The organism is Spirillospora sp. NPDC052242 (genome assembly GCF_040679555.1).
Lineage (GTDB): Bacteria > Actinomycetota > Actinomycetes > Streptosporangiales > Streptosporangiaceae > Spirillospora.
This window is the reverse complement of record NZ_JBFAUZ010000061.1, coordinates 1-23,799: the sequence shown is the minus strand read 5'-3', so window position 1 is coordinate 23,799 and position 23,799 is coordinate 1. Positions and strand designations below refer to the sequence as shown.

The 23,799-nt window shown below is 74.5% G+C and carries 17 protein-coding genes; 8 read left to right on the top strand and 9 right to left on the bottom strand.

What is annotated here, in order from left to right; all coding sequences use genetic code 11:
- Positions 1-8 precede the first annotated feature (8 nt).
- Complete coding sequence (locus tag AB0L25_RS35655) at positions 9-863, top strand: hypothetical protein (RefSeq protein ID WP_500177378.1); 855 nt, start codon at positions 9-11, stop codon at positions 861-863.
- A gap of 118 nt (positions 864-981) precedes the next feature.
- Here AB0L25_RS35655 and AB0L25_RS35650 read toward each other — a convergent pair whose 3' ends face one another.
- The 8 genes from AB0L25_RS35650 to AB0L25_RS35615 all read right to left on the bottom strand — a co-directional run bounded on the left by AB0L25_RS35650 (position 982) and on the right by AB0L25_RS35615 (position 14,354).
- The gene (locus tag AB0L25_RS35650) at positions 982-1,431 is read right to left on the bottom strand and encodes an acyl-CoA thioesterase (RefSeq protein WP_500177377.1); all 450 of its coding nucleotides are present in this window, start codon (positions 1,429-1,431) and stop codon (positions 982-984) included.
- On the bottom strand, positions 1,428-6,974 hold the full coding sequence (locus AB0L25_RS35645; protein WP_500177376.1) for a type I polyketide synthase: 5,547 nt from the start codon (positions 6,972-6,974) through the stop codon (positions 1,428-1,430). Before AB0L25_RS35645 ends, AB0L25_RS35650 begins: the two co-directional genes overlap by 4 nt.
- Entirely contained in the window at positions 6,971-7,972 is a 1,002-nt protein-coding gene (locus AB0L25_RS35640) for an enediyne biosynthesis protein UnbU (protein WP_500177374.1), read from the bottom strand. The genes AB0L25_RS35645 and AB0L25_RS35640 overlap by 4 nt, the downstream gene beginning before the upstream one ends.
- Positions 7,969-9,906, bottom strand: a complete 1,938-nt coding sequence (locus AB0L25_RS35635) for a CRTAC1 family protein (protein WP_500177373.1) — start codon at positions 9,904-9,906, stop codon at positions 7,969-7,971. The genes AB0L25_RS35640 and AB0L25_RS35635 overlap by 4 nt, the downstream gene beginning before the upstream one ends.
- A complete protein-coding gene (locus AB0L25_RS35630) occupies positions 9,903-10,820 on the bottom strand; it encodes a DUF1702 family protein (protein WP_500177372.1) in 918 nt (305 codons plus the stop codon). The genes AB0L25_RS35635 and AB0L25_RS35630 overlap by 4 nt, the downstream gene beginning before the upstream one ends.
- Before the next feature lie 409 nt (positions 10,821-11,229).
- On the bottom strand, positions 11,230-12,507 hold the full coding sequence (locus AB0L25_RS35625) for an ABC1 kinase family protein (RefSeq protein WP_500177370.1): 1,278 nt from the start codon (positions 12,505-12,507) through the stop codon (positions 11,230-11,232).
- 1 nt (position 12,508) lies between these two features.
- The gene (locus tag AB0L25_RS35620; RefSeq protein ID WP_500177368.1) at positions 12,509-13,180 is read right to left on the bottom strand and encodes a hypothetical protein; all 672 of its coding nucleotides are present in this window, start codon (positions 13,178-13,180) and stop codon (positions 12,509-12,511) included.
- 520 nt (positions 13,181-13,700) lie between these two features.
- Positions 13,701-14,354 (bottom strand): winged helix-turn-helix transcriptional regulator, encoded by a 654-nt coding sequence (locus AB0L25_RS35615; protein ID WP_500177366.1) that lies wholly within the window; start codon positions 14,352-14,354, stop codon positions 13,701-13,703.
- A gap of 145 nt (positions 14,355-14,499) precedes the next feature.
- On the opposite strand from AB0L25_RS35615, the gene AB0L25_RS35610 reads away from it, so the two are divergent.
- On the top strand, positions 14,500-16,020 hold the full coding sequence (locus tag AB0L25_RS35610; protein WP_500177364.1) for a TldD/PmbA family protein: 1,521 nt from the start codon (positions 14,500-14,502) through the stop codon (positions 16,018-16,020).
- Complete coding sequence (locus AB0L25_RS35605) at positions 16,017-17,396, top strand: metallopeptidase TldD-related protein (protein WP_500177362.1); 1,380 nt, start codon at positions 16,017-16,019, stop codon at positions 17,394-17,396. The genes AB0L25_RS35610 and AB0L25_RS35605 overlap by 4 nt, the downstream gene beginning before the upstream one ends.
- Here the strand turns inward: AB0L25_RS35605 and AB0L25_RS35600 are convergent.
- Positions 17,393-17,836 carry an SRPBCC family protein gene (locus AB0L25_RS35600; RefSeq protein WP_500177360.1) on the bottom strand — a complete coding sequence of 148 codons (444 nt, stop codon included), beginning with the start codon at positions 17,834-17,836 and terminating at the stop codon, positions 17,393-17,395. The two genes, AB0L25_RS35605 and AB0L25_RS35600, sit on opposite strands and share 4 nt — an antisense overlap.
- 136 nt (positions 17,837-17,972) lie before the next feature.
- Between AB0L25_RS35600 and AB0L25_RS35595 the strand changes: the two genes are divergently transcribed.
- From AB0L25_RS35595 to AB0L25_RS35575, 5 genes are all read left to right on the top strand, one after another.
- Positions 17,973-19,373: an aminotransferase class V-fold PLP-dependent enzyme gene (locus tag AB0L25_RS35595; RefSeq protein ID WP_500177358.1), complete on the top strand. Its 1,401-nt coding sequence runs from the start codon at positions 17,973-17,975 to the stop codon at positions 19,371-19,373.
- A 5-nt stretch (positions 19,374-19,378) separates the two neighbouring features.
- Positions 19,379-20,602 carry a hypothetical protein gene (locus tag AB0L25_RS35590; RefSeq protein ID WP_500177356.1) on the top strand — a complete coding sequence of 408 codons (1,224 nt, stop codon included), beginning with the start codon at positions 19,379-19,381 and terminating at the stop codon, positions 20,600-20,602.
- Complete coding sequence (locus AB0L25_RS35585) at positions 20,599-22,062, top strand: NDP-hexose 2,3-dehydratase family protein (protein WP_500177354.1); 1,464 nt, start codon at positions 20,599-20,601, stop codon at positions 22,060-22,062. The genes AB0L25_RS35590 and AB0L25_RS35585 overlap by 4 nt, the downstream gene beginning before the upstream one ends.
- Positions 22,059-23,273, top strand: a complete 1,215-nt coding sequence (locus tag AB0L25_RS35580; protein WP_500177353.1) for a methyltransferase domain-containing protein — start codon at positions 22,059-22,061, stop codon at positions 23,271-23,273. The genes AB0L25_RS35585 and AB0L25_RS35580 overlap by 4 nt, the downstream gene beginning before the upstream one ends.
- A gap of 112 nt (positions 23,274-23,385) precedes the next feature.
- Positions 23,386-23,799, top strand: a 414-nt coding sequence (locus AB0L25_RS35575; RefSeq protein WP_500177351.1) for a hypothetical protein, incomplete at its 3' end; no start/stop codon positions are given.

Genomic DNA, 23,799 nt, shown 5'->3' with positions numbered 1-23,799 from the left:
GACTCGCCGTGCTCGTCGGCGTCCTGGCCGGATTCGTCCTCACCGTGATCTGGTCCGCGGAATTCGTCGATCGCGTGATCGGTGAGAACACCACGAGCACGCTTCTCGGCCACGAGGCCGATGGAGCGCCGATCGGCGGGCTCCTCTCGGGCGCCGCGTTCGCCTTCGCGTCCGGGCTCGGCGGGACGTTCACGGCCTGCAACATCGCGGCGATCGGCGCGGCCGCGCCCATGATGGGGCGGGGCGGCGCCGGACGACGCTTCCGCGCGGCGATCGGGCCGCTGCTGTGGCTGGCGGCGGGGGCCGCCGCCGTCTCGGCGGCGTACGGCGTCGTGGTGGCCGTCGCCGGGACGCGGATGCCCCAGTACTCGACGGCCGTCCAGACGAGCGGCCTCTCGCCGCGCAGCATCCAATCGATGATCGTCTTCGGTGTCATCGGGGTGGTGCTGACGTATCTCGGGCTGGCGGCCCTGGGCCTGGTCAAAGACCCGCTGAGCCAGTTCCCGAACGGGCGCATGCTGGTGATGGGCGGGCTGATCGGCGGTTTCCTGATCGGCCGGCCGTACGGGCTTTACCGGCAGCTGTTCCGGGACGTCGCCGACGAGGGCAACGTGTTCTACGGGGCCGGGGCCTTCGCCTTGCAGTCCCTCGGCAACGTCGTCATCTTCGGGGCGGTCTTCGTGGCCCTCGCGGTCGTCGCCGGCGGGCGTCTCGGCCGCCGGATCACGGCGAAGCCGGGGCGGGCCGCGCTGATCACCGGCGTCATGCTCATCACGGCCGGCGTCTTCACCATCCTCTACTGGGACGTCCGGCTGCTGGCCCGTCGCGACCTGATCTGGTTCCCCGTGGCGCCTTGGGCGTGACAGCGGGCGTGACGGCCCGCCCGGACCAGAAAAGGTCCGGGCGGGTTTTTTATGATCAGATTTCTAAAGACTTGCGGCGCCACACGGCGGGCTGCTTTCGCCGCTGCTTTCGAGTTGACTACTTAAGTTCCGTCGCTCTCGCGGCGTAGGGGCGCAGAGCTCGCATCAATTCCTCCGAGATCGGTTCCGGAAAGAGCTCGCCGGACGAGCGGGCCATGCAGGCGACGGTCTGCTCACCGCGCGCCACGAGTTGTGCGGGCCCTCGCCCGAACCGGTAATAGTCGAAGCCCATGCCGATCCGGTGGTCGTCGATTCCGGTGAGGGTCATGCGGACCGCCACCGTGTCCAGCGCGAACAGTTCTGCGAAGTACTCGCAGGAGCACGACACGGTCACCAGCGCCAGATCGTCGTGCAACCGCTCGACCACGCCCGGCGCCTTGTCGGCGAGGAACATCTCCCGGCAGGCGCCCTGCCAGCCGAGGTAGACCGCGAAGTAGACGTTGCCGACCACGTTCGTCTCCGCGAACGTCACCCGGTGCCTGTACTCGTAGTAGGGCGCGTTCGTCATGAGCACCGCCCTTCCGTCGTGAGGGCCGCGACCGCGACCGGCTCCGGACGTCCCTCGACGGCGAGCAGGACGGACACGATCCGGCACGCGTCCGGCGTCCGGAGCGCCACCCAGCCGCCCTCGTACACTCCCTCGATGGCGAGCTCCGCCGGCGGCTCGCGTCCCGCCTTCCGCAGGCACTCCCGCACGGCGCCCAGGCGGGCGCGAACGTGTTCCGGGGGTTCGTCCATCAGCGTGCGCAGACGGTCCGCCTGCACCGGCCACGGGACGTCGCCGCCGTCCCCGCCCATCGCGACGGCGCCGCCGGACACCGACGGGACGGGACCGTCCATGCTCACCCGCACGCCGGGCAGCAGGTCGGCGAACCCCCGTTGCAGGTGGACGCCGACGAGCACGGGCGCGAGTCCGCGCGCGGCGTGCAGCGGCCCGACGTCGCGCAGCCGCAGCCCGGTCCAGCTCAGCACGGGCCGCCCGTCGGCGTCGAGGAGCAGGACGTCGTACACGTACTCCGAGCCGTCGTGCGACCGTTCGGCGGCGTGCAGGGTCAGCTCGCCGCGTCCGCCGCCGTGGACCGTGAAGCGGCCGCATCCCACGGGCAGTAGCCGCCGATGCGGAACGCAGGCCTGCAGCACGTGGATGGCGGCGTCGTTGCGCGCCGGGTCGCCCAGCGCCCACGGCCCCGCCTCCCCCGCGTCGAGCAGTGCCGTGCACCCCGTGGCCTCCAGGCGTTCGTAACGCTGGAGCCGCCGGAAGCGCGGACCGTGGAAGAACAGCGGACCGTACAGCGAACGCCCGTCGTGCGGTACGGGGACGCCGTCGACGCGGGGCGGCTCCGGGGGCTCCGCGGGGCCGGTCACGGTGCCGGAGAAGTGGTCGACGGCGAAGTCGGTCTCGTCGCTGCGCAGCACGACCCGCACGGCGCCGTCCGGTTCGGCCAGCGCGCACACCCGCACGGTACGGAGCCCCTTCTCCGGGACGATGATCGGACGTTCGAAGGTCCCGTCGGCCACGGACCCGGACGGCCGTCCCGTCAGCGCGGAGGCGGCCCGCGCCATCATCTCCAGCGCGCTCACCGCGGGCAGGACCGCGAGCCCGTCGATGCGGTGGTCGTCGAGGTCGGGCGCGTCCCGCAGGCTCAGCTCGGCGTCGGCGACGAGCTCGACGCCCGGTGTGTGCGTGCGGACGTGCCGGAACAGCGCGTCCGCGGGCTCGGTGGCCGCGGAGTGCAGCGCCGGCAGCCGTCCGGTGGCCAGGACGGTCGTCGCCGCGGTGCCGGACTCGGCGATCCGCGCGGCCATGCGGGTGCCGACCTCGACGGGCATCGGCGCGACGCCCGCGGCGACCAGCCCGTCCAGGACGTTTAGGCGTTCGCCCATGCCGGCGCCGGACCACGCGGTCCAGTCGATGTTGTGGACACGGCACCGGGGCAGGTCGGCCGCCAGCACCCTCGCCAGCTCCCGCAGGCGGCCGTTGGCGAGGGCGTAGTGCGCCTCGCCCGGCAGCCCGAAGCGGCCGATCACCGACCCGTAGGTGACGACGAGCCGCAGCTCGAGCGGGTCGAGGGCGGCGAGGAGCGTCCGCAGGCCGTGGTGCTTCGGCGCCGCGTGGGCGGCGAAGTCCCGGACGCCCAGCTCGGCGAACCGCGCGGGACGGTTGATCGCGGCGCCGTGGACGACGCCGCGCACCGGGCCGAGCGCGGCGGTGACGCGGTCGACCGCCGCGCGCAGCGCGGCCGGGTCGCCGACGTCGGCGGCCTCGTACCGGAACACGGCCCCGCCCGCCTCCAGGCGGTCGAGCGCGGCGCGCAGTTCCGCGTCGTCCGCGGGGTCGGCGCGGCCGATGAGGGCGAGCCGCACCCCCCAGCGGTCGCCGAGGAAGGCGGCGGTCTCCAGCCCGATGCCGCGGCCGCCGCCCGTCACGAGCAGCACCTCGCCCGGCGCGAGCGGGGGTTCGCCGGCCGCGAGCCGGACGGGCCGGTGCACCGGCTCGGCCGTCTCTCCGCGCGCGTCGACCAGCAGTTCGACGTGGCCGCGGTGCGGTGTCGCGAGCGCGTCCGCGACCGTCCGGGCCGCGGCCTCGGTCGCCGCGTCGGCGCCGATCCAGCGCAGGTCGCGACCCGGATACTCCTGGGCGAGGCCGCCGACGAATCCGGGCGCGGTGACCCCGAGATCCACCACGGTCAGCGACGCGCCCGCGGCCAGGGCGTCCGCCGCCGCCTCCAGGAGCGCGCCGATCGCCTCGTCGCCGGGGTCTTCGGGAAGGAACACCGCGTACGCGGGCGGGGCGTCCGCGGCCGAGTCCAGGAGGGGTTCGGCGAGGTCGCGGAGCGCTCCCCCGCCGCAGACCCGCCAGCGGCGGGCGGCGCGCTCGCCGGAGAGCCGGACGGGACGGCGCTCACCGGCGAACACGCGGAACCACTCGTCCACGCCGGGCGGCGGACCGCCGGGGCGTCCGCCGGACCGGTCGGCCGCGGGCAGCGCGGCGACGGCCGCGGCGAGGTCGGCCACGGTGGCCGACGCCAGCGGCGGCGGCACGGACGGTACCCCGCGCCCGCACCGTTCGGCGGCCCGGACGGCCAGCTGCATCACCCGCAGCGAGTTGAAGTGCAGGTCGCTGAGCAGTTCGTCGTCGTCGCCGACCATCTCGGCGGGCAGTTCGAGGGCCTCGGCGACCAGGAGGCGCACCGCCTCCACCGGGTCGGTGCCGACGGTCCCGGCCGCGCCGTCGCCGGCCGCCCGGTCGTCCGCGGCGGCCGGGTCCGGGGCCGTTCGGGGCGGGACGGGCGCCGCCTCCTCGGCCTCGCCCGCCGGGCCCGGACCGGGACGGCGCTCGGGGATCCGCGGGGCGGTCTCGCACGGGTTGGTGAGGAAGGCCGGCACACGGTCGATGACGAACGGGCGGTGGAACCGCTCGGCGAAGAACGCCTTCGGGTCCCCGACGACGCCCGCCGCGAACAGCGCGCCGTTCGCCCGCGCCACCGGCTCGGCCGAGGCCGCGCCGACGTCCAGCGTCACCACGGGCACGCCCGCGGCCTCCTGGGCGAGGGTGCTCAGCGAGTGCCCGGGACCGCATTCGACCAGCAGGTCGCAGCCGGCCGTCAGCGCCGCCAGCGCGGCGCGGAACCGGACCGGCTCGGTGATCTGCCGGACGAGGAGTTCGTGCAGGTCGGCGTCCGGCTCGAGGGCACCACCGGTGATCGTGGAGTACACCGGCCGGTGCGGCCGGTCCAGCCGGACGCCGCGCAGCAGGCGGGCGAGCGGCGGGCCCGCCGCGGCGACCGCGGCGGTGTGGAACGCGTGGCCGACGGCGAGCCGCCGGGCCGTGACGCCGGCGCGGGCGGCGCGGTCCGACACCGTGTCCAGGTCGGCGAGCGGGCCGGCCACGACCTGGACGGCGCCGTTGTCGGCCGCCACCGCGAGCCGGGTCCCGGCGATGAGCTCCGCCACCGTCGTGGGCGAGGCGGCGAGCGAGACCATGCCCATGCCCGGTTCCCCCGCGTCGGCCATGGCGCGTCCGCGCGCCGCCGCCAGCCGGACGGCGTCCTCCCCGGTCAGCGCGCCCGCCCAGCACAGCGCGGTGATCTCGCCGAGACTGTGCCCGGTCGCCGCATCGGCGTCGACGCCGATGCGGGCGAGCCACCGCAGTCCGGCGAGGGACGCCCGCACGATCGCGGGCTGCGCCACCGCCGTGTCCAAGCGGTCGCCGCCGGGGTCGGCGAAGCGGTCCGCGACCTCCGGCAGCAGCACGCCGAGCGCTCCGGCGTCGGCGCGGACCGGGGCGCCCTGTCCGGGGAACAGCAGGCCGACCCTTCCGGGCGCGCCCTGCCCCAGGTAGATGCCCGGGCCCGCGGCCAGCGGCGGCCGCTCCGTTTCTTCCAGGCGCTGCGCCGCGCGGCGCGCGCGCAGCGCCAGCCCCCGGGGGTCGCCGGCGACGACGGCGGCGCGGAACGGCGGCGCGGCGTGCGCGGCGGAGTCGGCGAGCGCCGCGGCGAGGTCGATGTGCTCGGCCAGCGAGATGCCGTCCGCGCGGTCCGCGACCCGCCGCAGCGCCGCCGCCAGGTCCCCGGCGGTCTCCGCCGCGAACACGAACACCTCGGCGTCCAGGGCGCGGCGGGCCAGGCGCCGCTCCGTGACCGTGAACGTGCTGCGCCGCGGAGGCGCCGCGCCCTCCAGCACGACGTGGGTGTTGATGCCGCCGAACCCCATGGCGCTCACCGCGGCCCGCAGGGGAGCCTGCGGCCAGGGCGTCGCCTCCGGGACGACCCGGAGCGGCGCCCCGGGACGGCGCAGCAGTTCGTGTTCCCGCGTGCAGCCGACGGTCGGCGGTATCACCTGGTGGTGCAGCGCCAGCACGGCCTTGATCAGGCCGGCGGCGCCGGCGGCCGCCTTGGTGTGCCCGATGTTCGCCTTCACCGACCCGATCGCGGCGGGTGGCAGCGTGCGTCCGCCCTGCAGCTCGCCCAGCGCGCGCAACTCCGCCTCGTCGCCGACGGCGGTGCCGGTGCCGTGCCCCTCGAACAGCGGCACGGTGTCGGGCCCGAAACCCGCGCGGGCATAGGCACGGCGCATGGCCAGCACCTGCCCGTCGCTCTCCGGCCGGGTGAGGCCGCCGCGCCCATCGGACGACACGCCCCACCCGCGGATCACGGCCAGCGGCGCCCGCCCGGCGTCCAGGGCGTCGTCGAGGCGCATCAGCGCCACCATGCCGCACCCCTCCCCCGGCAGGAAGCCGGTCGGCCGCTCGTCGTAGACCCGCATCTCCGTCGCCGCCAGAGCGCCCACCCGGGCGAATCCCACCAGCTCGAACGGGTCGAGGCTCAGGTCGACGCCGCCGGCCAGGGCGAGGTCGAGATCGCCGTCCGCCAGCGCCGTGCACGCGGTGGTCACCGCCAGCAGCGACGAGGCGCAGGCGCCGTCGACGGTGTAGCCGGCGCCGCGGAGGTCGAAGTGGTTGCAGACGCGGCCCGCGATGGTGTTGGCCAGCCCGCCGGCGAGGCTCTCGTCGGTCGGTTCGGGGAACGGTTTCTTGAAGTCCTGCTCCAGGCCCGCCAGCAGCGCGTCCCGCTCGGCCGGGCGCAGGCTCGTCCCGGCCAGCGCGGCCTCCACCCGGCGGCGCACGTACGGCCACCGCAGCCGCAGCAGCGACGCCCGGCCGAACTCGCCGCCCAGTGTGTTGCCCAGGACCACGCCCGCGCGGTCCCCGTCCAGCCCGCGCCCGCCGGGGAACCCGGCCGCGGCGAGCGTGTCCGCGGCGACCTCCAGCGCGAGCCAGTGGGTCGGGTCGGTGACGCGGTACGTCGTTCCGGGCACGCGGTGGCGGGCGCGGTCGAAGGTCCAATCCTCCAGGACGGCGGCGAACCGGGCGTACGTCGAGTCCGGGCCGTCGCCGGCGTAGTCGTCCAGATCGAGCCGTCCGGGCGGGAGCGGCCGGAACGCCCGGCGGCCCGCGAGGACCATCTCCCACAGCCGTTGCGGGCCGGCGGCGTCGGGGTACCGGCAGCCGACTCCCACGACGGCGATCCCGGGCTCGTTCACGGCGCTCACCGGGCCTCGTCGGGCGTCGCCAGGGTCGCGCCGGGCAGCGCCGTCACCTGCCGCGGCACCGCGGCGCCGGACGGGGACGCGGCGCGCTCGGCGGCACGCCGACGCAGCGACAGCGCCCCGAGTCCGGCCCACCGCAGCGCGCACACGATCACCAGGGCGAAGAACAGGCCGTAGACGACGTGGAAGGCGACGAGCAGCCCGTACACCGCGGCCGTGGCCGCGCCGAAGCACACCTGGTTGCGCGGCCGGACCGGCGTCGTCCCCGGGTCGGTGATCATGTAGTTGGTGAACAGGACGAACGCCACGCCCGTCATCCCCAGCAGCGCGCTGACCGTGGACGTCCCGTCGATCAGCGTGCGCACGACCGCCTGCGCGGCGAACGCGCCCACCCAGCCCAGGATCAGCGGCATCTTCTTGGTGAGCATGGCGTTGAGCATGGTGCCCGAGAGCAGGATGAGCACCGGGACGAGCCAGTCGACGGGCCCGCTCACCCATTCGGTGAACTGGTAGGGCGGCGCGATCCCCACCCAGGGGAACAGCACCAGGATCACCGCGATGCCCAGGTTGGACGGGTTCATCACGTGCCGTACCTTGTCGCCGACCCGCACCCGGATCAGGTACTTCGACGTGATCCCGATGATCACCGCGAAGACGACGGGGCCGAGACGGCTGTTGGCGTAGAGCAACATCGCGCACGCCAGCGCGGTGATGTGCGCGGGCAGCAGGAACTCCACCGTCGCCCGGGTCCCGCCGGCGAACTTGCGCGGGCGGCGGTTCGCCCACGCGTCCAGGGCCTCCAGCCCCAGCTCCAGCGTGTACGCCACGGCCAGCGCGGCCAGCGGGGTGACGTACGCCTGCTCGAAGCCGAGGACGGTGTGGCCGAGGATCGTGAACGCCGTGATGGAGATCGCGAACCGGCGGAGCGCGATGACGCGGGGGTCCTTGGCGGGCCGTGCGGGCGGCTCGGCCGTGGTCGTCTGAAGGGTCGCTGAACTCACCGGATCATCTCCCGGATCGAACCATCGGGGTTGAGGACCAAGGTGCGCCAGCCGGGGCCGATGTCGACCCTGCCGCTGTGGCGCTCACCGCAGGCGTCCCGCCAGGCGACCGTGAGCGGGACCGTCGTGGTGCCGCGGTCGAGCCCGAACAGCAGCTCGGGCGCGGACACCCCGGCGTGCCCGTTGGCGGGATGGACCTGGCCGATCCGGACGCCGTCGGTGCCGCCGTGCAGTTCGGCGGACGCCCCGATCGCCGGCGTCGTCGGCGCGCCGGCCGCCGGGGGCCGCCGCTGCGCGCCCGCGGAGCAGGCGCCCGCCGGGCGGACCAGCCGCAACCCGAGGAAGGGCCGGCGGTCCGGTCGCGTGTTGCGGTACAGGAACGACCGGCCCCACTGATTGGCCGTGGCGAAGTCGAGCCGGCCGTCGTGGTCGATGTCGGCGAGGCCGATGCCCCGGGTCACGCTGGTGTCGGCCACGCCGAGGCGCGCGGCGATGTCGACGAACCGCCCCTCGGAACCGCGCACGAAGAACGGATTGTGGTTGCTGCCCGAGATGTCGTCCTTCCCCGGCTCGAAGTCCGGCCACGCGCCCGGCTTGTCGAGGAGGTCGTCGTTGGTCATGGCCAGCTCCTGGAGCTGCGCCCAGCGGTCGGTCTCGCCCTTGATGAAACCGGTCGCCTGCACGATCTGGGTGCGGCCGTCCCCGGCGAAGTCGCCCGCCTTGACGTCCCAGCCCCAGCCCGATCGGGACAGTCCCAGCGGCTCGCTGTGGTCGTCGTAGCGGGCGGTGCCGCCGTCGAAGATCCGCTCGCTCTGGCTGAGCCACGCGAAGTTGCTCTCCAGGAGACCGTACGTCTCGGTGATGTTGCTGACCACCATGTCGGGGATCCCGTCCACGTTCAGGTCGGGGAACGCCACGCCCATGCCCTTGAACGAGTCGCCGCCCAGCACCTTCGACTTCGGGGTGGTGAACTTCCGGGTGCCCTCCACCGTCCGGAACCTCACCCGGCCCGGCTCGGACAGGTTGCGCAGCAGCCGGTCGGGACCGAAGTCGTTGGCGAAGTACAGCTCCGGCCTCCCGTCGCCGTCGAGGTCCTGCGCGCCGGTCGCCAGCGTCCAGCCCCGGGCCGTCCGCTCGGAGAACGCGCCGCGCGCCTCGGCGAACGAGGCGGCGGGGCGCTCGCCGCCGCGTCCCGACCGCCACAGCAGGACCTTGTTCTCGCCCCCGTTGTAGGCCGCGGACATGGACCGTTGCATGACCAGTTCGTCCTGGCGGGCCGCCGGGTCGAGCACCCGGGCGCCGTCGGGGAAGTAGTTGCCCACGACGACGTCGCCGTGCCCGTCGCCGTCCACGTCCGCCAGGGAGACGGCGTTGGTGTTCCACACCTGGTAGGGCTCGACCATCTCCCGGACGGCGAAGGCTGCGGAGCCGAGCCGCTCCGGGGTCCGCAGGAACAGCACCGGCGACCGGCCCCAGTAGTAGACGAGCAGGTCGGTGCGGCCGTCCTCGTTGTAGTCGCCCGGCGTGCAGCCCATCGGCGCCATCGTCCGGTCGAACGGCAGGCCGTCCGGGGTGAGCCGGACGGCCGGCATCCGCCGTCCCGTGCCCGGCGCCGGCCGCACGGTCACCGAGTCGTCCCGCGGGTCGACCAGGCAGACGTCGTCGGGCCGTCCGTTGCCGTCGACATCGGCCAGCGCGACCGCCGCGCCCACCGAGGAGATCCAGTGCCGGATGCGCTCGTAGGCCGGAGCGACGGTCCGCTCGCGGCGCGGCGATGCCGTGCCGTTGAGCGCCGCTTTCTCGAACGCGAACGGGGCGGCCAGCCGAGCCGCCTCGGCCTCGTCGGCGTCCGGCAGCGTCGCCAGCTGCCACCCGCCGACGAGCAGCACGATCGAGCAGACCTGCACCAGACGCTTCCGCAGCACCCGCCTCATGCCCGCACCTCGCCGATCTCCCGTCGCCAGGCGCGCCGCACCCCGGCCCGCCACTGCTGGTAGGCGCCGACGCCGACGCCGTGCGCCTCGGCCGCGGCCAGGGCGTCGTCGGTCCACCGCGCGGCGGCGGCCGCCGTCGTCCCGCACAGTTCGGCCACGGCCGCCTCGACGCGCCCGGGCACCTCTCCCGACACCACGTGCGCCTTGGCGGCGAACGCCGCGCCCTGCGCCAGCTGGTCCCGGTGGGCCCCGGCCGCCTCACCGAGCCGGGCCAGCACGGGGCGGGGCTGGATCCCGGTGTAGGCCGCGGCGAGCCCCACCCCGGCCCACAGGTCCGCGCGCCGGTGCGCGGGGAACCCGCCGATGACCCGTTCGATCCGCTCGGGATCGGCGCAGGCGTGGAACCACAGCGCACGCCCCACGCCCTGGTCGCGGACGGGACGAACCGGCCCGCGCGCCGCGCGTTCGACGCGGCGCTCGCGGTAGACCGGGCCGGGGCGGAAGTAGGCGTTGTGGAAGCCCCAGCCGTCCCACGCCAGCCACCGGGGCAGTCCGCCCGCGCCTCTGCCCGCCGTCCGCGGGGGGAGCCGGAACCGGGCGTAGGCCCAGCCCGCCCCGACGTGGATCAGGTGCGGGTATCCGGCGCCCGGCCCGGTGCGCAGGCCGTCCAGGCGACGGCCGCGCGAGAGCGCGAGCAGGTCGAGGAGCGCCCGGCTCATCGCCGCGCCCTCATAGGCGAAGCCGCGCAGCTCGCGCGGAATCCCGCTCAGGTCGAGTGCGCCTTCGCGCTCCTCGAGCGCCGTGTTGTAGCCGGTGGCGAAGGCGCCCACCACCTCCTCCAGCCGCCGCCGGATCTCGGTGTCGCCGCGTGCATGACCGTATCTGTCAAGAGAAACCCGATTTTCGTGGAGCATGAGCAGACGTGGGAGGCGGGAGCGGGGTACGTCGACAGGAAAGTTCCTATACATGATCTCCACCCGAAGTTCGGACCAGATACCAACTAATTGTTTTTAAAGCTGGATGTCAAGACGCGAGATTTTCGGCCGCCCGGATGCGGACACCCGTTTTACGGCACGGGGCAGCACCGCCGGTCCCGCACGACCAAGACGGGGAGACCGGCTTATGAACGAACATCATCACAGGTAGACGGCTATAACATACTTAGCCGACCTGGCAAGTGTAGAATTTTATGTAGCAATTTATGCAGCCTTCGAGTGATCATTTAAGAATGGCAACAGAATCGCGTCGGCGTTCTGTCGGTGACTTTAGGGCAGCCCACGAGAAACGCGCGGCCACCGGCCGCTCGTGCGGATCATGCGGTGATCACGGACGGCCCGGCGCCGTGGCCGGCCGCAGCAGCCCTTCCAGTGCGTAGGGAGCGGCTTCCAGCTGGAAATCCATGGCGGGGTGATTTCTGCGTACTGCGCCCTCCAGTGTGAGCAGGCAGGTCATCGGGACGACGAAGCGGGGGTCGGCGAACAGCCGGTGCCGGCGCTGCAGGTCGAACAGGCGCACGCAGAAGCCGGGCAGGTCGAAGTCCCCGGCGGCGCGGCGGTCGGTATCGGCGACCAGCTCACGGACCCGGCGGCGGAAACCCGCCGGATCGGCTCCCGCGGCGGCGGCGCGGACGGTCGACATCAGGATCTCGGCGCAGGCGTCGCCGTCCCCGCGGATCATGCCGGCGAAGAACTCGGTGAACGCGCGGCGGCTGCCGTCGTCCAGCGCGCAGACCAGGCCCGCGTCCAGCAGCACGACGCTGCCGTCCCGCCGGAAGTAGACGTTCCCCTGGTGCAGGTCGAGATGGGCGAGCCCTTCCACGAACAGCATCCGGTACACCGCGCGCACCAGCAGACCGGTCTGCTCGCGCCGGGTGGACGCCGGCAACGTCCCGGCGCCCGCCCGGTCCAGCCCGTCGACGAAGTCCATGGTGATCACGCCGTCCCCGCACAGGCCGGGGACGGTGTCGGGCACGACCACGCCGGGCAGGTCGGCGAGGGCGCGGTGCAGCCGCCGCAGCGCGGCGGCCTCCGCCCGCAGGTCCGATTGGCGGGCGAGCAGCGTCCCCAGTTCGTCGACGATCTCCGTCAGCGGCGCCCGGCGGAACGGCGGCGCCCACGCGACCGTCCGAGCCAGCCACCGCAGAATCGCGACGTCGGCGGCCATGGCGTCGTCCGCCCCGGGCCGGCGGACCTTGACGGCGACCGCCCGTCCGTCCACCTCGGCCCGGTACACGCACGCGATCGCCCCACCGGCCACCGGAGGACCGGCGAGCGCGGCCGCGATGCCGTCCGGCACCTTTCCCAGGGCGCGGCGCACCGCGGTCGCCGCCGCCTCCGGAGGCATCGGCGCGATACCGTCCTGCAGCCTGCCGAGCGTGGCGGCCGCCGCCTCGCCGACCAGGTCGGGACGGGTGCCGAGCAGTTGGCCCGCCTTGAGGAACCCGCCGCCGAGCCGCTCGAGGAGCCGCGCGGCGTCGTCCGCCGTGCCGCGCCGCCCGCGCACCAGGCGGGCACCGGCACCGCGCGCCAGCGCGAGGCCGCCGGCGGCGGCGACCCGCGCGCCCCTCGCGGCCACGGCTCGGTGGACGGTTCCATCCGGCATCTCAGCGTCCTCCGTGGCGCCCGTCCGCGGCGAACCGGCCCGCGGCCGGGCCGGTCCTGAGGTTCAGGCGCCGGTCGAGATCATCGAGAAGGCGGTCGGGACCCGCGTCCACGTGCGCGGGATCGACGGGGAAGGGCGCCCCGATCCGGCGGAACTCGGTCCATCGGCCCCCGGGGCCGCAGGCCCGCACCACCCGGGGCAGTCCGACCGCGTCCGGGCCGCCCGGCTCCAGGACCTCCCAGCGGTGCTCCGGCTCGCCGCGCCGGTCGACGGCGCGGGCGACGACCGTCCCGGTGCCGGGATCGACCGCCTCGGTGACGGTCAGGCCGGGGGTGACCGCCGGGCCGAGATGGCAGTGCGGTTCGGCGCCGGGCCACCGGCTCCAGGACAGGTCGCTCTCCCGGTCCTCGGGAACAGGCGCCAGCCCGGGGTGGCGCCACGCCATCAGGTCCAGGTATCCGATGTCGGTCAGCGGCAGGCACCCGAAGACGTGCCGCTCGGTCAGCACCAGCGACCGCCGCATCGTGGGCACGAACGTGCGCACCTCGCAATGGCACCGCGACCGGTCCTCGACGATCCGCACGTGCGTGCCCGCCAGCGTCTCGGGCTCGGTGACGAACAGCCACGTCTCGGCCGTGTCACCGGCGAACCGGCGGACGATCGCGTAGCGCATGGGCCGCCGTCCGAAGGATGCGTCGACGGCGAACCCGAAGCAGGTCAGGGGGTCTGCGCTGAGGTTCGCCGGCCGTCGGGCCGCCGTGCGTCGCGATGTCCCTGGCACCTGGCTCGCCTCCTCGCCCCGCAGCGACCGCGAGGCCGCTCCGGTTACTTCGGTCCACCGAGAGAACATTCATCATGCGCGCGCGGCCCCCGTCAAGGTTCGCGAAGGAAATGCCTAATCATCACCATGATCCCCAAATGGGTATTTCGGTCGCGCGATCGAAGCGGCGCGGGACCGGGCGGGCGCACGGCGGCGACGCAGGGGCGCGGGCGGACGGGCGGGAGCCGACGCTCCCGGGAACAACGGACGTCCAGGCCCGCGGCTTCAGAACAGGCCGGGCCGCCCAGAGCGGTGGAGTCCGGGTCGGTCCAAGCCGACCGGACGGCCGGCCCGGCCGGCTCCGCCAGGCTGGATCACCGGTCGGCGCGGTCCGCGAAAAGGACGTGGGAAAGGAGGAATTTGGGGCCGGCGGTCAGCCGACGAGACCGAGGAGCCGCGAGCAGCGCAGGACGGCCTCCTCGTCGCCCTCCATCACGAGGCGGCGGGTGAGGGTGGCCTCCAGGGGGTTCAGCCGGCCGGACCCGATCTCGACGAAGGTCACCGCGTCGGTGGAGACGACCAGCACCGGTTCGCTGTGCGGCGCCCCGTGCCGGACCTTGACCTCGCCGTCCTGGACGTCGACGTGGAAGACCTCGTCGTCCACGCGGAACTCGTACACCTCGTCGGGGCCCGCGGCGGCCGGGTCGACCATCGCCTCGACGGCGAGCACGCCCCACCGGGGGCGGACGACGTCCTCGGCGCGGGGCGCGCCGAGAAGGCCGAGCCCCCACCGGGCCAGGGACAGCACCGTCTCGCGCAGCCCCTCCCCCTGCTCGGTCAGCTCGTAGGTCTTGACCTTGGAACCGGGGAGCGTGCGCTGGCGGACCAGACCGGTCTCCATCAGAAACTTCAGCCGCTCGGCCAGCAGGTTGGTGCCGATGCCGGGAAGGTTGCCCTGCAGTTCGTTGTAGCGGCAGGAGCCGGTGAGCAGCTCGCGGATGATCAGAAGCGTCCAGCGCTCGCCGATCACGTCGAGCGCCCCCGCGAGCCCGCAGTACTGTCCGTAGTTGCGCCGCTGCTGCTTCATCGGCGGCCTCCTCCCGTGCTTTACTAGTATATACCGATGGTTAGATCCTTAACGCCACCAGGTAAGCGAACCCTCCTCGGGCACTTGATAAAGCTATAACTTCTTCGAAAGGGCGACCCCGACACCAGACGGCGGAGGTGTCCCGATGCCGACGACGGACGCGGCCGTGGACCCGGCGTTCCGCGCCCTCCCGCTCCGCGCCGTCGCCGACGCCGCGCTCGACCGGGCCGCCGCACTGGGCGCCCGGGACGCGGCCGTCCGCGTCGAGCGCGTCCGGCGGTACGGGACGCTGCTGCGCGACGCCGCCCCGGTCGGCGACCACGACACCACGCACACGGGACTGGCCGTGACGGTGACCGCGGGCGGCGCCCGGGGCTTCGCGGCCGCCGCCGGACGTCCGGCGCCCGAGGAGGCGGCGGCCGTCGCCGAACGCGCCGTGGCGGTCGCCCGCGTCCTGGCCGCCGACGGCCACCGTGCTCCCGCTCCGGCCGCCGAGCCCGTGTACCGGGACGCGGTCTGGGCCGCTCCCTGCCGGATCGACGCCTTCGACGCGTCTCCGGCGGACCGTACGGCACGCCTGGTCGAGTGGAGCGAGCGGCTGCTGGCCGCGCCCGAGGTGCTGCACGTCCTCGCCAAGCTCCGCTTCACCCGGGAGACCAAGTTCTACGCCGACTCGGCGGGCACCGTGACGTTGCAGCAGCGGACATGGATCCACCCGATGCTGCAGGCGCTCGGCGTCCATCCGCGTACCGGTGCCGCCGCGGCGCTGCGAACGCTCGGGCCGCCCACCGGCCGCGGCCTGGAGTACCTGGACGGCGACGGCTGGGACTGGGACGCCGAGCTCGCCGCCCTGCCCGGGCTGCTCGGCGCGAAGCTCGCGGCGCCCGCCGTCCGGCCGGGCCGCTACGACTTGGTCATCGATCCGTCGAACCTGTGGCTGACGCTGCACGAGACGGTCGGGCACGCGACCGAACTCGACCGCGCCCTCGGCCACGAGACCGCGTACGCGGGCGCCAGCTTCGCCACGCCCGACCGGCTGGGCTCGCTGCGGTACGGCTCGCCGGAGATGAACGTCACCGCGGACCGGACGACCGAGCATGGGCTGGCGACGGTCGGCTTCGACGACGAGGGCGTGGCGGCGCAGGAGTGGGATCTGGTGACCGGCGGCGTCCTCACCGGGTTCCAGACCGATCGCGGCACCGCCCCGCTCATCGGTGCCGGACGCTCGACCGGCTGCGCGTACGCGGAGCCGGGACTGCACGCGCCGCTGACCCGGATGCCGAACGTCTGCCTGCGCCCCGCGCCGGGCGGCCCGTCCACCGAGGAGCTGATCGGCGGGGTGACCGACGGCCTGTACGTCGTCGGCTCGGGGAGCTGGTCGATCGACGACCGGCGCCGCGGGTTCCAGTTCACCGCCCAGCGCTGCCACCGGATCCGCGGGGGCCGGCTGGCCGGGCAGGTGAACGACGTCGCGTACCAGGGCGACACCGTCGGCTTCTGGAACTCGCTGAGGGCGCTCGGAGGCCCGGCGGATCACCGCGTGTTCGGCGCCGACCTGTGCGGCAAGGGGCAGCCGGTCCAGACGGCCGCCGCCAGCCACGGCTCCCCCGCCGCCGTGTTCGAGGGGGTCCGGGTCGTCGACGCGTCCCGGGAGGCGGGCCTGTGAGCGCCGCGCCGCAGGACATCGCCGAGCGGGCGCTCGCGGTCCGCGGCCCGGACGACCTCGTGGTGATCGTCGACGAGGCCGATACCGCCCACCTGCGCTGGGCCGGCAACGCCGTGACGGCGGCCGGGCACGTGCGGGACACGCGGGTGACGGTCGTGGCGGTCGTCGCGGGCGGGCGCGGGACGGCGGCGGGCGTGGTGGCGCGGCACGGCGAGCCGGTCGCGGAGGTCGGCGGCATGGTGGAGGCCGCCGTGCGGGCCGCCCGCTCCGCCCCCGCGGCACCCGACGCCGCCCCCCTGCACGACGGCGGCGTCTCGCCCGACTGGACGGCTCCGCCGGAGCGGCTGCCCGGCGAGGTGCTCGGCTCGCTCGCCGGCGGGTTGCGGACGGCGGTGGCTCGGGCCGCCGCGGAGAAACGCATGCTCTACGGGTTCGCCCGGCGCGAGCTGTGTTCGACCTACGTGGCGACCGGCTCGGGGCTCCGCCTGAGGCACGTCCAGCCCGCGGGGCTGGTCGACCTCACGGGTCGCGCCGCTGACGGCGCGTCCGCGTGGGCCGGTGCGACGTCGTGCGGCGAGGCGCCCGCCCCGGGACCGGACGAGCTGGACCGGCGGCTGCGGTACCGGCTGGGCTGGGGGCGTCGCCGGGTGGAGGTCCCGCCCGGACGCCACGAGGTGCTGCTGTCGCCCTCGTGCGTCGCGGATCTCATGGGGCATCTCTACGCGGCGGCGGGCGCGCAGGACGCCCTGGACGGCCGCTCGCCGTTCGGCCGCGCGGACGGCGGGCTGCGGATCGGCGAGCGGCTCGCCCCCCAGCCGCTGACGCTGCGCGGTGAGCCGCTGATGCCCGGTTTCGAGTGCGCGCCGTTCGTCATCGCCCGTTCCTCCGGCGAGGGCCTGTCGGTGTTCGACAACGGGCTGCCGCTGGGGCCCACGGAATGGATCAGCGACGGGACGCTCACCGCGCTGGTGCAGACGCGGCGGTCCGCGGAGCTGACCGGCGCGCCGGTCACCCCCCGGATCGACAACCTGCGGCTGGAGGGCGGGCCGGGCGCGCGGTCCCTGACGGAGATGGTGGCGGGCACGCGGCGGGGTCTGCTCGTCACGTCCCTGTGGTACCTGCGCCCGGTCGACCAGCGGTCGCTGCTGCTCACCGGGCTGACCCGCGACGGCGTCTACCTGGTGGAGGACGGCGAGATCGTCGGCGCGGCGCCCGACTTCCGGTTCAACGAGAGCCCGGCGGCGCTGCTGGAGCGGGTCACCGAGGTCGGCCGGACGGTGCCCGCCCTGCCCCGGGAGTGGGACGAGGGCCCGCCCCGCGCCGCGATGCCGCCGCTGCGGATCGCGGACTTCGCCCTCTCGTCCCCGGCCGGCTAGGAAAGGCGTTCGTCCATCTGCGCCAGGACGTTCGGCCAGGCGGCCTCGGTGCGGTCGCGGGCGGCTTCGGTGCCGAACCCGGCGTGGGTGAGCCGCACGTGCGCGCCCGTGCCGAGCGGCGACAGCTCGACGGTCACGACCGTCTCGGCGCCGTCGGTCCCGCCCTGCCCGGTGACCCAGGTCAGTTCCACCAGCCGTTCCGGCTCCAGCCGCAGGAAGCGTCCGTAGTGGGGGTGGCGGGCGCCCTCGAAGCGGGTCTCGAAGAAGAACGGCGTGTCGACGCGCCCTTCCATCAGGACCGTGCCGGGCGCGGCGAACCACCGGTCGATCCGCTCGGTCCACGCTTGATAAATCGCCTGCGGAGAGGAGCGCATGTCGCGTTCGACGACCAGCCGCAGCGGCCGGTCCGACAGATCCGGGACAGTGATCGGTACTGGCATGGGGACATGGATAGCGAGCCGCGGGGGCGCCGTCAACCGTCACGCCCGTCCCGCAACTACTAGATATTTTTAAAGTACTTTCCTAGAGTGGGACGGAACCGGCAGTTTCGCTCCGACGGAGGTACTCGTGGAGGGCATGGCGAGTGAGCCGACGGCCGAGTCGGCGGTGGTCGCGATGGCGCGCCGCCGCACCGCGGCCGAGACCGAGGCGTCCGGAGGCGGGCGGCACTCCCTCCCCGAGTGGGCGTCGCGCGTGCCGTCCGGGCCGCTGGACGATCCGGCGAACTGGGAGCGGGTCCGCGCGCTGTTCCCGCTGGCGCCCGACCTGATCCACCTGAACGTCGGCACGCTGGGCTCGACCCCGCGCCCGGTGCTGGACCTGCTGCGCGAGGCCGACGCCGAATACGCCCGCTACCCGCGCGACCCCTATCCGCCCACCACCTTCGCCGAACCGCGCGCCGCGCTCGCGCGCTGCTACGGCTGCGACCCGGACGAGATCGCCGTCGTGCAGGGCGCCACGGACGGCAACGCGCGCATCCTCAACGGGCTCGCGCTCGGCGAGGGCGACGAGGTCATCACCACCACGCACGAGTGCTACACGATGCAGGCGCCGCTCAACATGCTCCGCAACCGGCGCGGCGTGGTCGTCAAGAAGCTCACGCCGCCGCTCGGCCCCGACCAGGACGCCGACGAGATCGTCGAGATGTTCGAGGCGGCGATCACTCCCCGGACCAAGGTCATCGAATGGGCGGCGGTCACGTTCACCGTGGGCACCGCCATGCCCACGCGGCGGCTGGCCGAACTCGCCCACCGGCACGGCCTGATCAGCGTCGTCGACGGGGCCCATCTGCCGGGCCAGTACGACATGAACCTGCACGAGCTCGGCGTCGACTTCCTCAGCGGCTCGGGCGCCAAGTACCAGTGCGGGCCGATGGGCACCGGCATCGTCTACGCGCGCAACAAGGTGCTGCCCGAGTACAACCCGCTCCCGCTGCCGGAGTTCTGGCCGGTGATCTCGCTGTGGTACCCGATCGAGGGCGAGCTGCCGCCGCGCGCCACCGGCCGGGAACCGTCCTACGACATCGGCACCTACCTGCAGAAGACAGGCTCGGCCGACCTGTCTCGCGGCCCCGCGCTGCAGACCGCCGCCGAGATCTGGGAGCACATCGGCCGGGCCGGCATCCAGCGGTACGTGCACGGGCTGTGCGACCACCTGAAGGAGCGCATCGCCGAGCACTGGGGGCCGGAGTCGCTGTTCAGCCCGCTGCGCGACCGGCGGCTGCACTCGGGAATGGTCGCCTTCCAGCCTTTCCGCGACCCCGCCGACGCCGTCGACCCGGCGAAGTTCCTGGAGTTCGAGGAACGCATGGAGAGCGAGCACGGGGTGAACCTGCGCTTCACGTTCTTCCCGGCGCGCGGTTCCGACACCGAGCGCTTCGCCGTCCGGCTCGCGCCGCACCTGTACAACGACCGTGACGAGCTCGACCACACGGTCGAGGCAATGATCAAGCTGACGGATTCGATGGCCGGACGGTGACCGCGGTGGCCGACGAATCAGTCGTGACCGGTTACCTGCTGCTCGGGCTGCGCCTCGGCCGCCTCGTCGACGGTTTCGTCGACTGCTGGTTCGGCGACCCCGGGACGGCCGCGCGGGTGGCGGCCGAGCCCGTCCCCGACCCCGCCGACCTGGCCCGGGACGCGGCCGGGCTGCTGCGCCGGCTGCCCGGCAGCGGGCTCGACCCCGTCCGGCTGGGCTTCCTCGACGCGCAGGTGCGGGCGCTGGAGTGCTCGGCGCGGCGGCTCGCCGGGGAACCGGTGACGTTCGGCGCCGAGGTCGCCGCGTACTTCGACGTCGAGATCGGGTTGACCGAGCCCGACCGGTACGCGGCCGTCCACGACGAGATCGACGCGCTGCTGCCCGGGCGCGGCCCCCTCGCCGCCCGGCTGCACGCCCGGCAGGACGACGACCGGGTCTCCCCCGCCGACCTGGAACGCGCCGTGCGCGCGCTGTCGGCCGAGTTGCGCGACCTCACCGGCGCGCGCTTCGGCCTCCCACCGGGCGAGCGCGTCGAGTACCGGGTGGTCACCGGCAAGCCGTGGAACGCGTTCAACCGGTACCACGGCGGCTACCGGTCCGTCGTGGAGCTGAACGCCGACGCGGGCCACGGCATGTCGGCGCTCCCGCATCTGGCGACGCACGAGTGCTACCCGGGGCACCACACCGAGCACTGCGCCAAGGAGAAGGCGCTGGTCCGCGAGCGGGGCCACGGCGAACAGGTGATCTCGCTCGTCAACACCCCCCAGTGCCTCGTCGCCGAGGGCATGGCCGAGGCCGCGCTGGAAGCCCTCCTGGGCGAGGGCTGGGGCCCGTGGACCGCGCGCGTCCTGGAGCGGATCGGCCTGCACCTGGACGGCGAGTTCGCCGAGCGGCTCCTGCCGCTGACCACGCGGCTGCTGGCGGCCCGCCAGGACGCGGCCGTCATGCTGCACGACCGCGGCGCCGACGTCGACGACGTCGTCGCCTACCTGAGCCGGTGGATGCTCGTCCCGGAAACGCGCGCGCGGCACATGGTGGGCTTCCTGACCGACCCGCTGTGGCGGGCGTACACGGTGACCTACATCGAGGGGGCGCGGCTGGTCCGCGGGTGGCTGGGCGCGCGTCCCCCGGGACAGCCCGTGGCGGACCGCTACCGCCGCCTGCTGGAGGAGCCGCTGCTGCCCGCGGAACTCGCGGCCGCGTCCCGCGGCGCGGCCGCCGGCCGATGATCGACGCGGGGCGGGACCCGGCGCGGATCGCCGCGTCCGCGCGGTGCCGCGACGGCGCGCGCACCGGCCCGGACGACCTGCGCCGCTGGTGGGCCGATGCCCTGCAAAGGACCCGCATGACGGTCGAGCGGGTTCCGCTGGCGCGGTTGGACCGGTGGCGGCTGGACCCGGACGCCGGGACGCTGGCCCACGCCGACGGCGGGTTCTTCCGGGTCGTGGGCCTGGAGGTGGACCGTCCGGACGGGCCGGTGCCCCGGTGGGGCCAGCCGATCATCGAGCAGCCCGAGGTCGGCATCCTCGGCCTGCTGGTGCGCGAGTTCGACGGCGTGCTGCACTGCCTGGTGCAGGCGAAGGCGGAACCGGGCAACCGCGGCGGTGCGCAGGTGGCGCCGACCGTCCAGGCGACGCGCAGCAACTACACGCGGGTGCACCGCGGCGGGCCCGTCCGGTACCTGGAGCTGTTCCAGGACGCCCGCCGCCGGGCGCTGGTGGACGTGCGCCAGTCGGAGCACGGCGCCTGGTTCTACCGCAAACGCAACCGCAACATGGTCGTGGAGACCACCGACGCCGTCGACCCGGCGCCGGGCTTCTGCTGGCTGACGCTGGGCCAGCTCCATCGGCTCCTGGCCCGCGACGACCTCGTCAACATGGACCTGCGGTCGGTCCTCGCCTGCCTGCCGTTCGCCGCGCCCGGCGCCGGTCCCGAGGCGGGCGCGGCGGCGACGTCCCGCGGCTCCGGGTTCCGCGACGCGCTGGCCCGCTCGTGCGACGCCCGCGCCCCGGCCAGGCACACCGAGGACGAGATCCTGCACTGGATCACCGAGATCCGCACCCGCACGGAGCTCCGCACCCGGCGGGTGCCGCTCGGCGAACTGCGGGACTGGCGGACGGACGGCACCGCGATCACGCATCGGGACGGCCGGTACTTCGACATCGGCGGCGTGTCGGTCGTGGCGTCCGGCCGGGAGGTGCGCCGCTGGTCGCAGCCGCTCCTGCGGCCCCGGAGCGGCGGCGTGGCGGCGTTCGTCGTCACGTCCTTCGAGGGCGTGCTGCACGTCCTGGTGCGCGCGCAGGTGGAGCCGGGACTGGTGGACGTGGCGGAACTGGCCCCGACGGTCCGGTGCGCGCCCGCCGACCTCGCGCACCTGCCCGCGTCGGCGCGCCCGCCCTTCGTGGACGACGTCCTGGGCGCCGGACCGGAGCGCATCAGGTACGCGGCCGTGCAGTCGGAGGACGGCGGACGCCTCGACCACGCGCGCGCCCGGCACCTCATCGTGGACGCCGACCCCCGGGTCCGCTACGACGGCCGTCCGGACTTCCGCTGGATGACGCTGGCGCAGCTGGCGTCCCTGCTGCGCCACAGCCACTACGTCTGCATGCAGGCCCGGAGCCTGGTCGCCTGCCTGCTCTCCCTCGCCGCGGATCCGTCCCCGGCCCGGCCGGAAGGGCGTCCACGATGAGCGGTTGCCGCATCTGCGGAGGCCCGGTGCACGAGTTCGCCTGCTTCGGCCCGCAGCCGCTGTCCGACGCGTTCGTGGCGCCCGGAGACGTCGGCGCCGAGTACTTCTTCCGGCTCGCGGTCGGCCGCTGCGCGCGTTGCCGCATGGTCCAGCTCACCGAACCGGTGCCGCGGGAGAAGATGTTCCGCCACGACTACCCGTACCGTTCGTCGCAGTCGGCCCGGATGCGCCGGCACTTCGACCGCACCTGCCGGGCCCTGCTGCGGGACCTGCCGGGGACCGACCCGTTCGTCGTCGAGATCGGCTGCAACGACGGCGGGCTCCTCACCGCCGTGCACGCCGCGGGGGTGCGCTGCCTGGGCGTCGACCCGTCCGTGCAGGCGGCCGGCGCCGCCGCCGTGCGCGGGCTCCGGGTGGTGACCGAGTTCTTCGGCGAGGAGACGGCGGCCCGCGTCCGCGCCGCGGAAGGCCCGGCCGACCTGATCTACTCGGCCAACACCATCAGCCACATCGACGATCTGGCGTCGGTGTTCGCGGGCGTGGACCGGCTGCTCGCCCCCGCGGGCAGGTTCGTGTTCGAGGACCCCTACCTCGGGGACGTCCTGGCCCGGTCGGCGTTCGACCAGGTCATCGACGAGCATTTCTACTTCTTCGCCGTCGGCTCGGTCCGGGACGCCGTACGCCGGTTCGGGTTCGAGCTCGTCGACGTGGAGGCCCTGCCCGTGCACGGCGGCGAGATGCGGTTCACGGTGGCGCGCCCGGGCCGCCGCCGCCCGAGCGCCGCCGTCGGCGCGGCGCTCGCCCGGGAGGACGCGCTCGGCCTCGCCGAGCCGGCCTCGCTCCGGCGGCTCGCGGCGGGCGCCGAGCGGGTCCGCGCGGAACTGCCCGCGCTGCTGCGCCGGCTGCGCGCCGAGGGGCGGGTGGTGGCCGGTTACGGGGCGACCGCCAAGAGCGCCACCGTGACCAACTACTGCGGGATCGGTCCCGACCTGGTGGCCTTCGTCTGCGACTCCACGCCCGGCAAGCAGGGCCTGCTCACCCCGGGCACGCACATACCCGTCCGTCCGCCGGAGGCGTTCGCCGACCCCTATCCCGACTACGCCGTCCTGTTCGCGTGGAACCACGCGGAGGAGATCATGGCGAAGGAGCGGGGTTTCCGGGAGAGCGGCGGGCGCTGGATCCGCTACGTGCCCGACGTGCACGTGGTGTGAGCGGCTCCACCGCACCCGCCGTGCACTTGAAAAATGATTAGCGACCATTTCACACTGGAGCCCTCGCACCCGGAGCGTCCGGCCGACGCCGCCGCCCGCACAGGAGGTGACCGTGGACATCTTCCCTCCCGGCCCGGCGGCCGCGCCCGTCCTCTCGCACGTCTGGCACCTCGCGGACCCGAGCCCGGACGGCGCACTGCGGGTCGCCGCGTTCGTGAGCCTCGCCGCGGTGGCGGGCTGCGCGCTGGTGCGGCCGTTCGCCGCCGCGCACCCGCGGACGGTGCCGGTCATCGCCGCCGTCGCCGTCCCGTGCGCGCTGATGTCCGTCGATCCGCCGCTGGCGGCCTTCGGGGTCGCGGCGCTGGCGCTCGCGGCGGCGGCGCAGCGGCGGCCGCGCGCGGCGTGCGGGCTCGGCGCCGCGCTGACGGTCCTGCGGCGAGGTCGCCTGCACGGGCGTGCACGGCGCGAACCGGCTCGCGTCCAACTCGCTGCTGGAGGGGCTGGTGTTCGCGGCCCGGATCGCCGA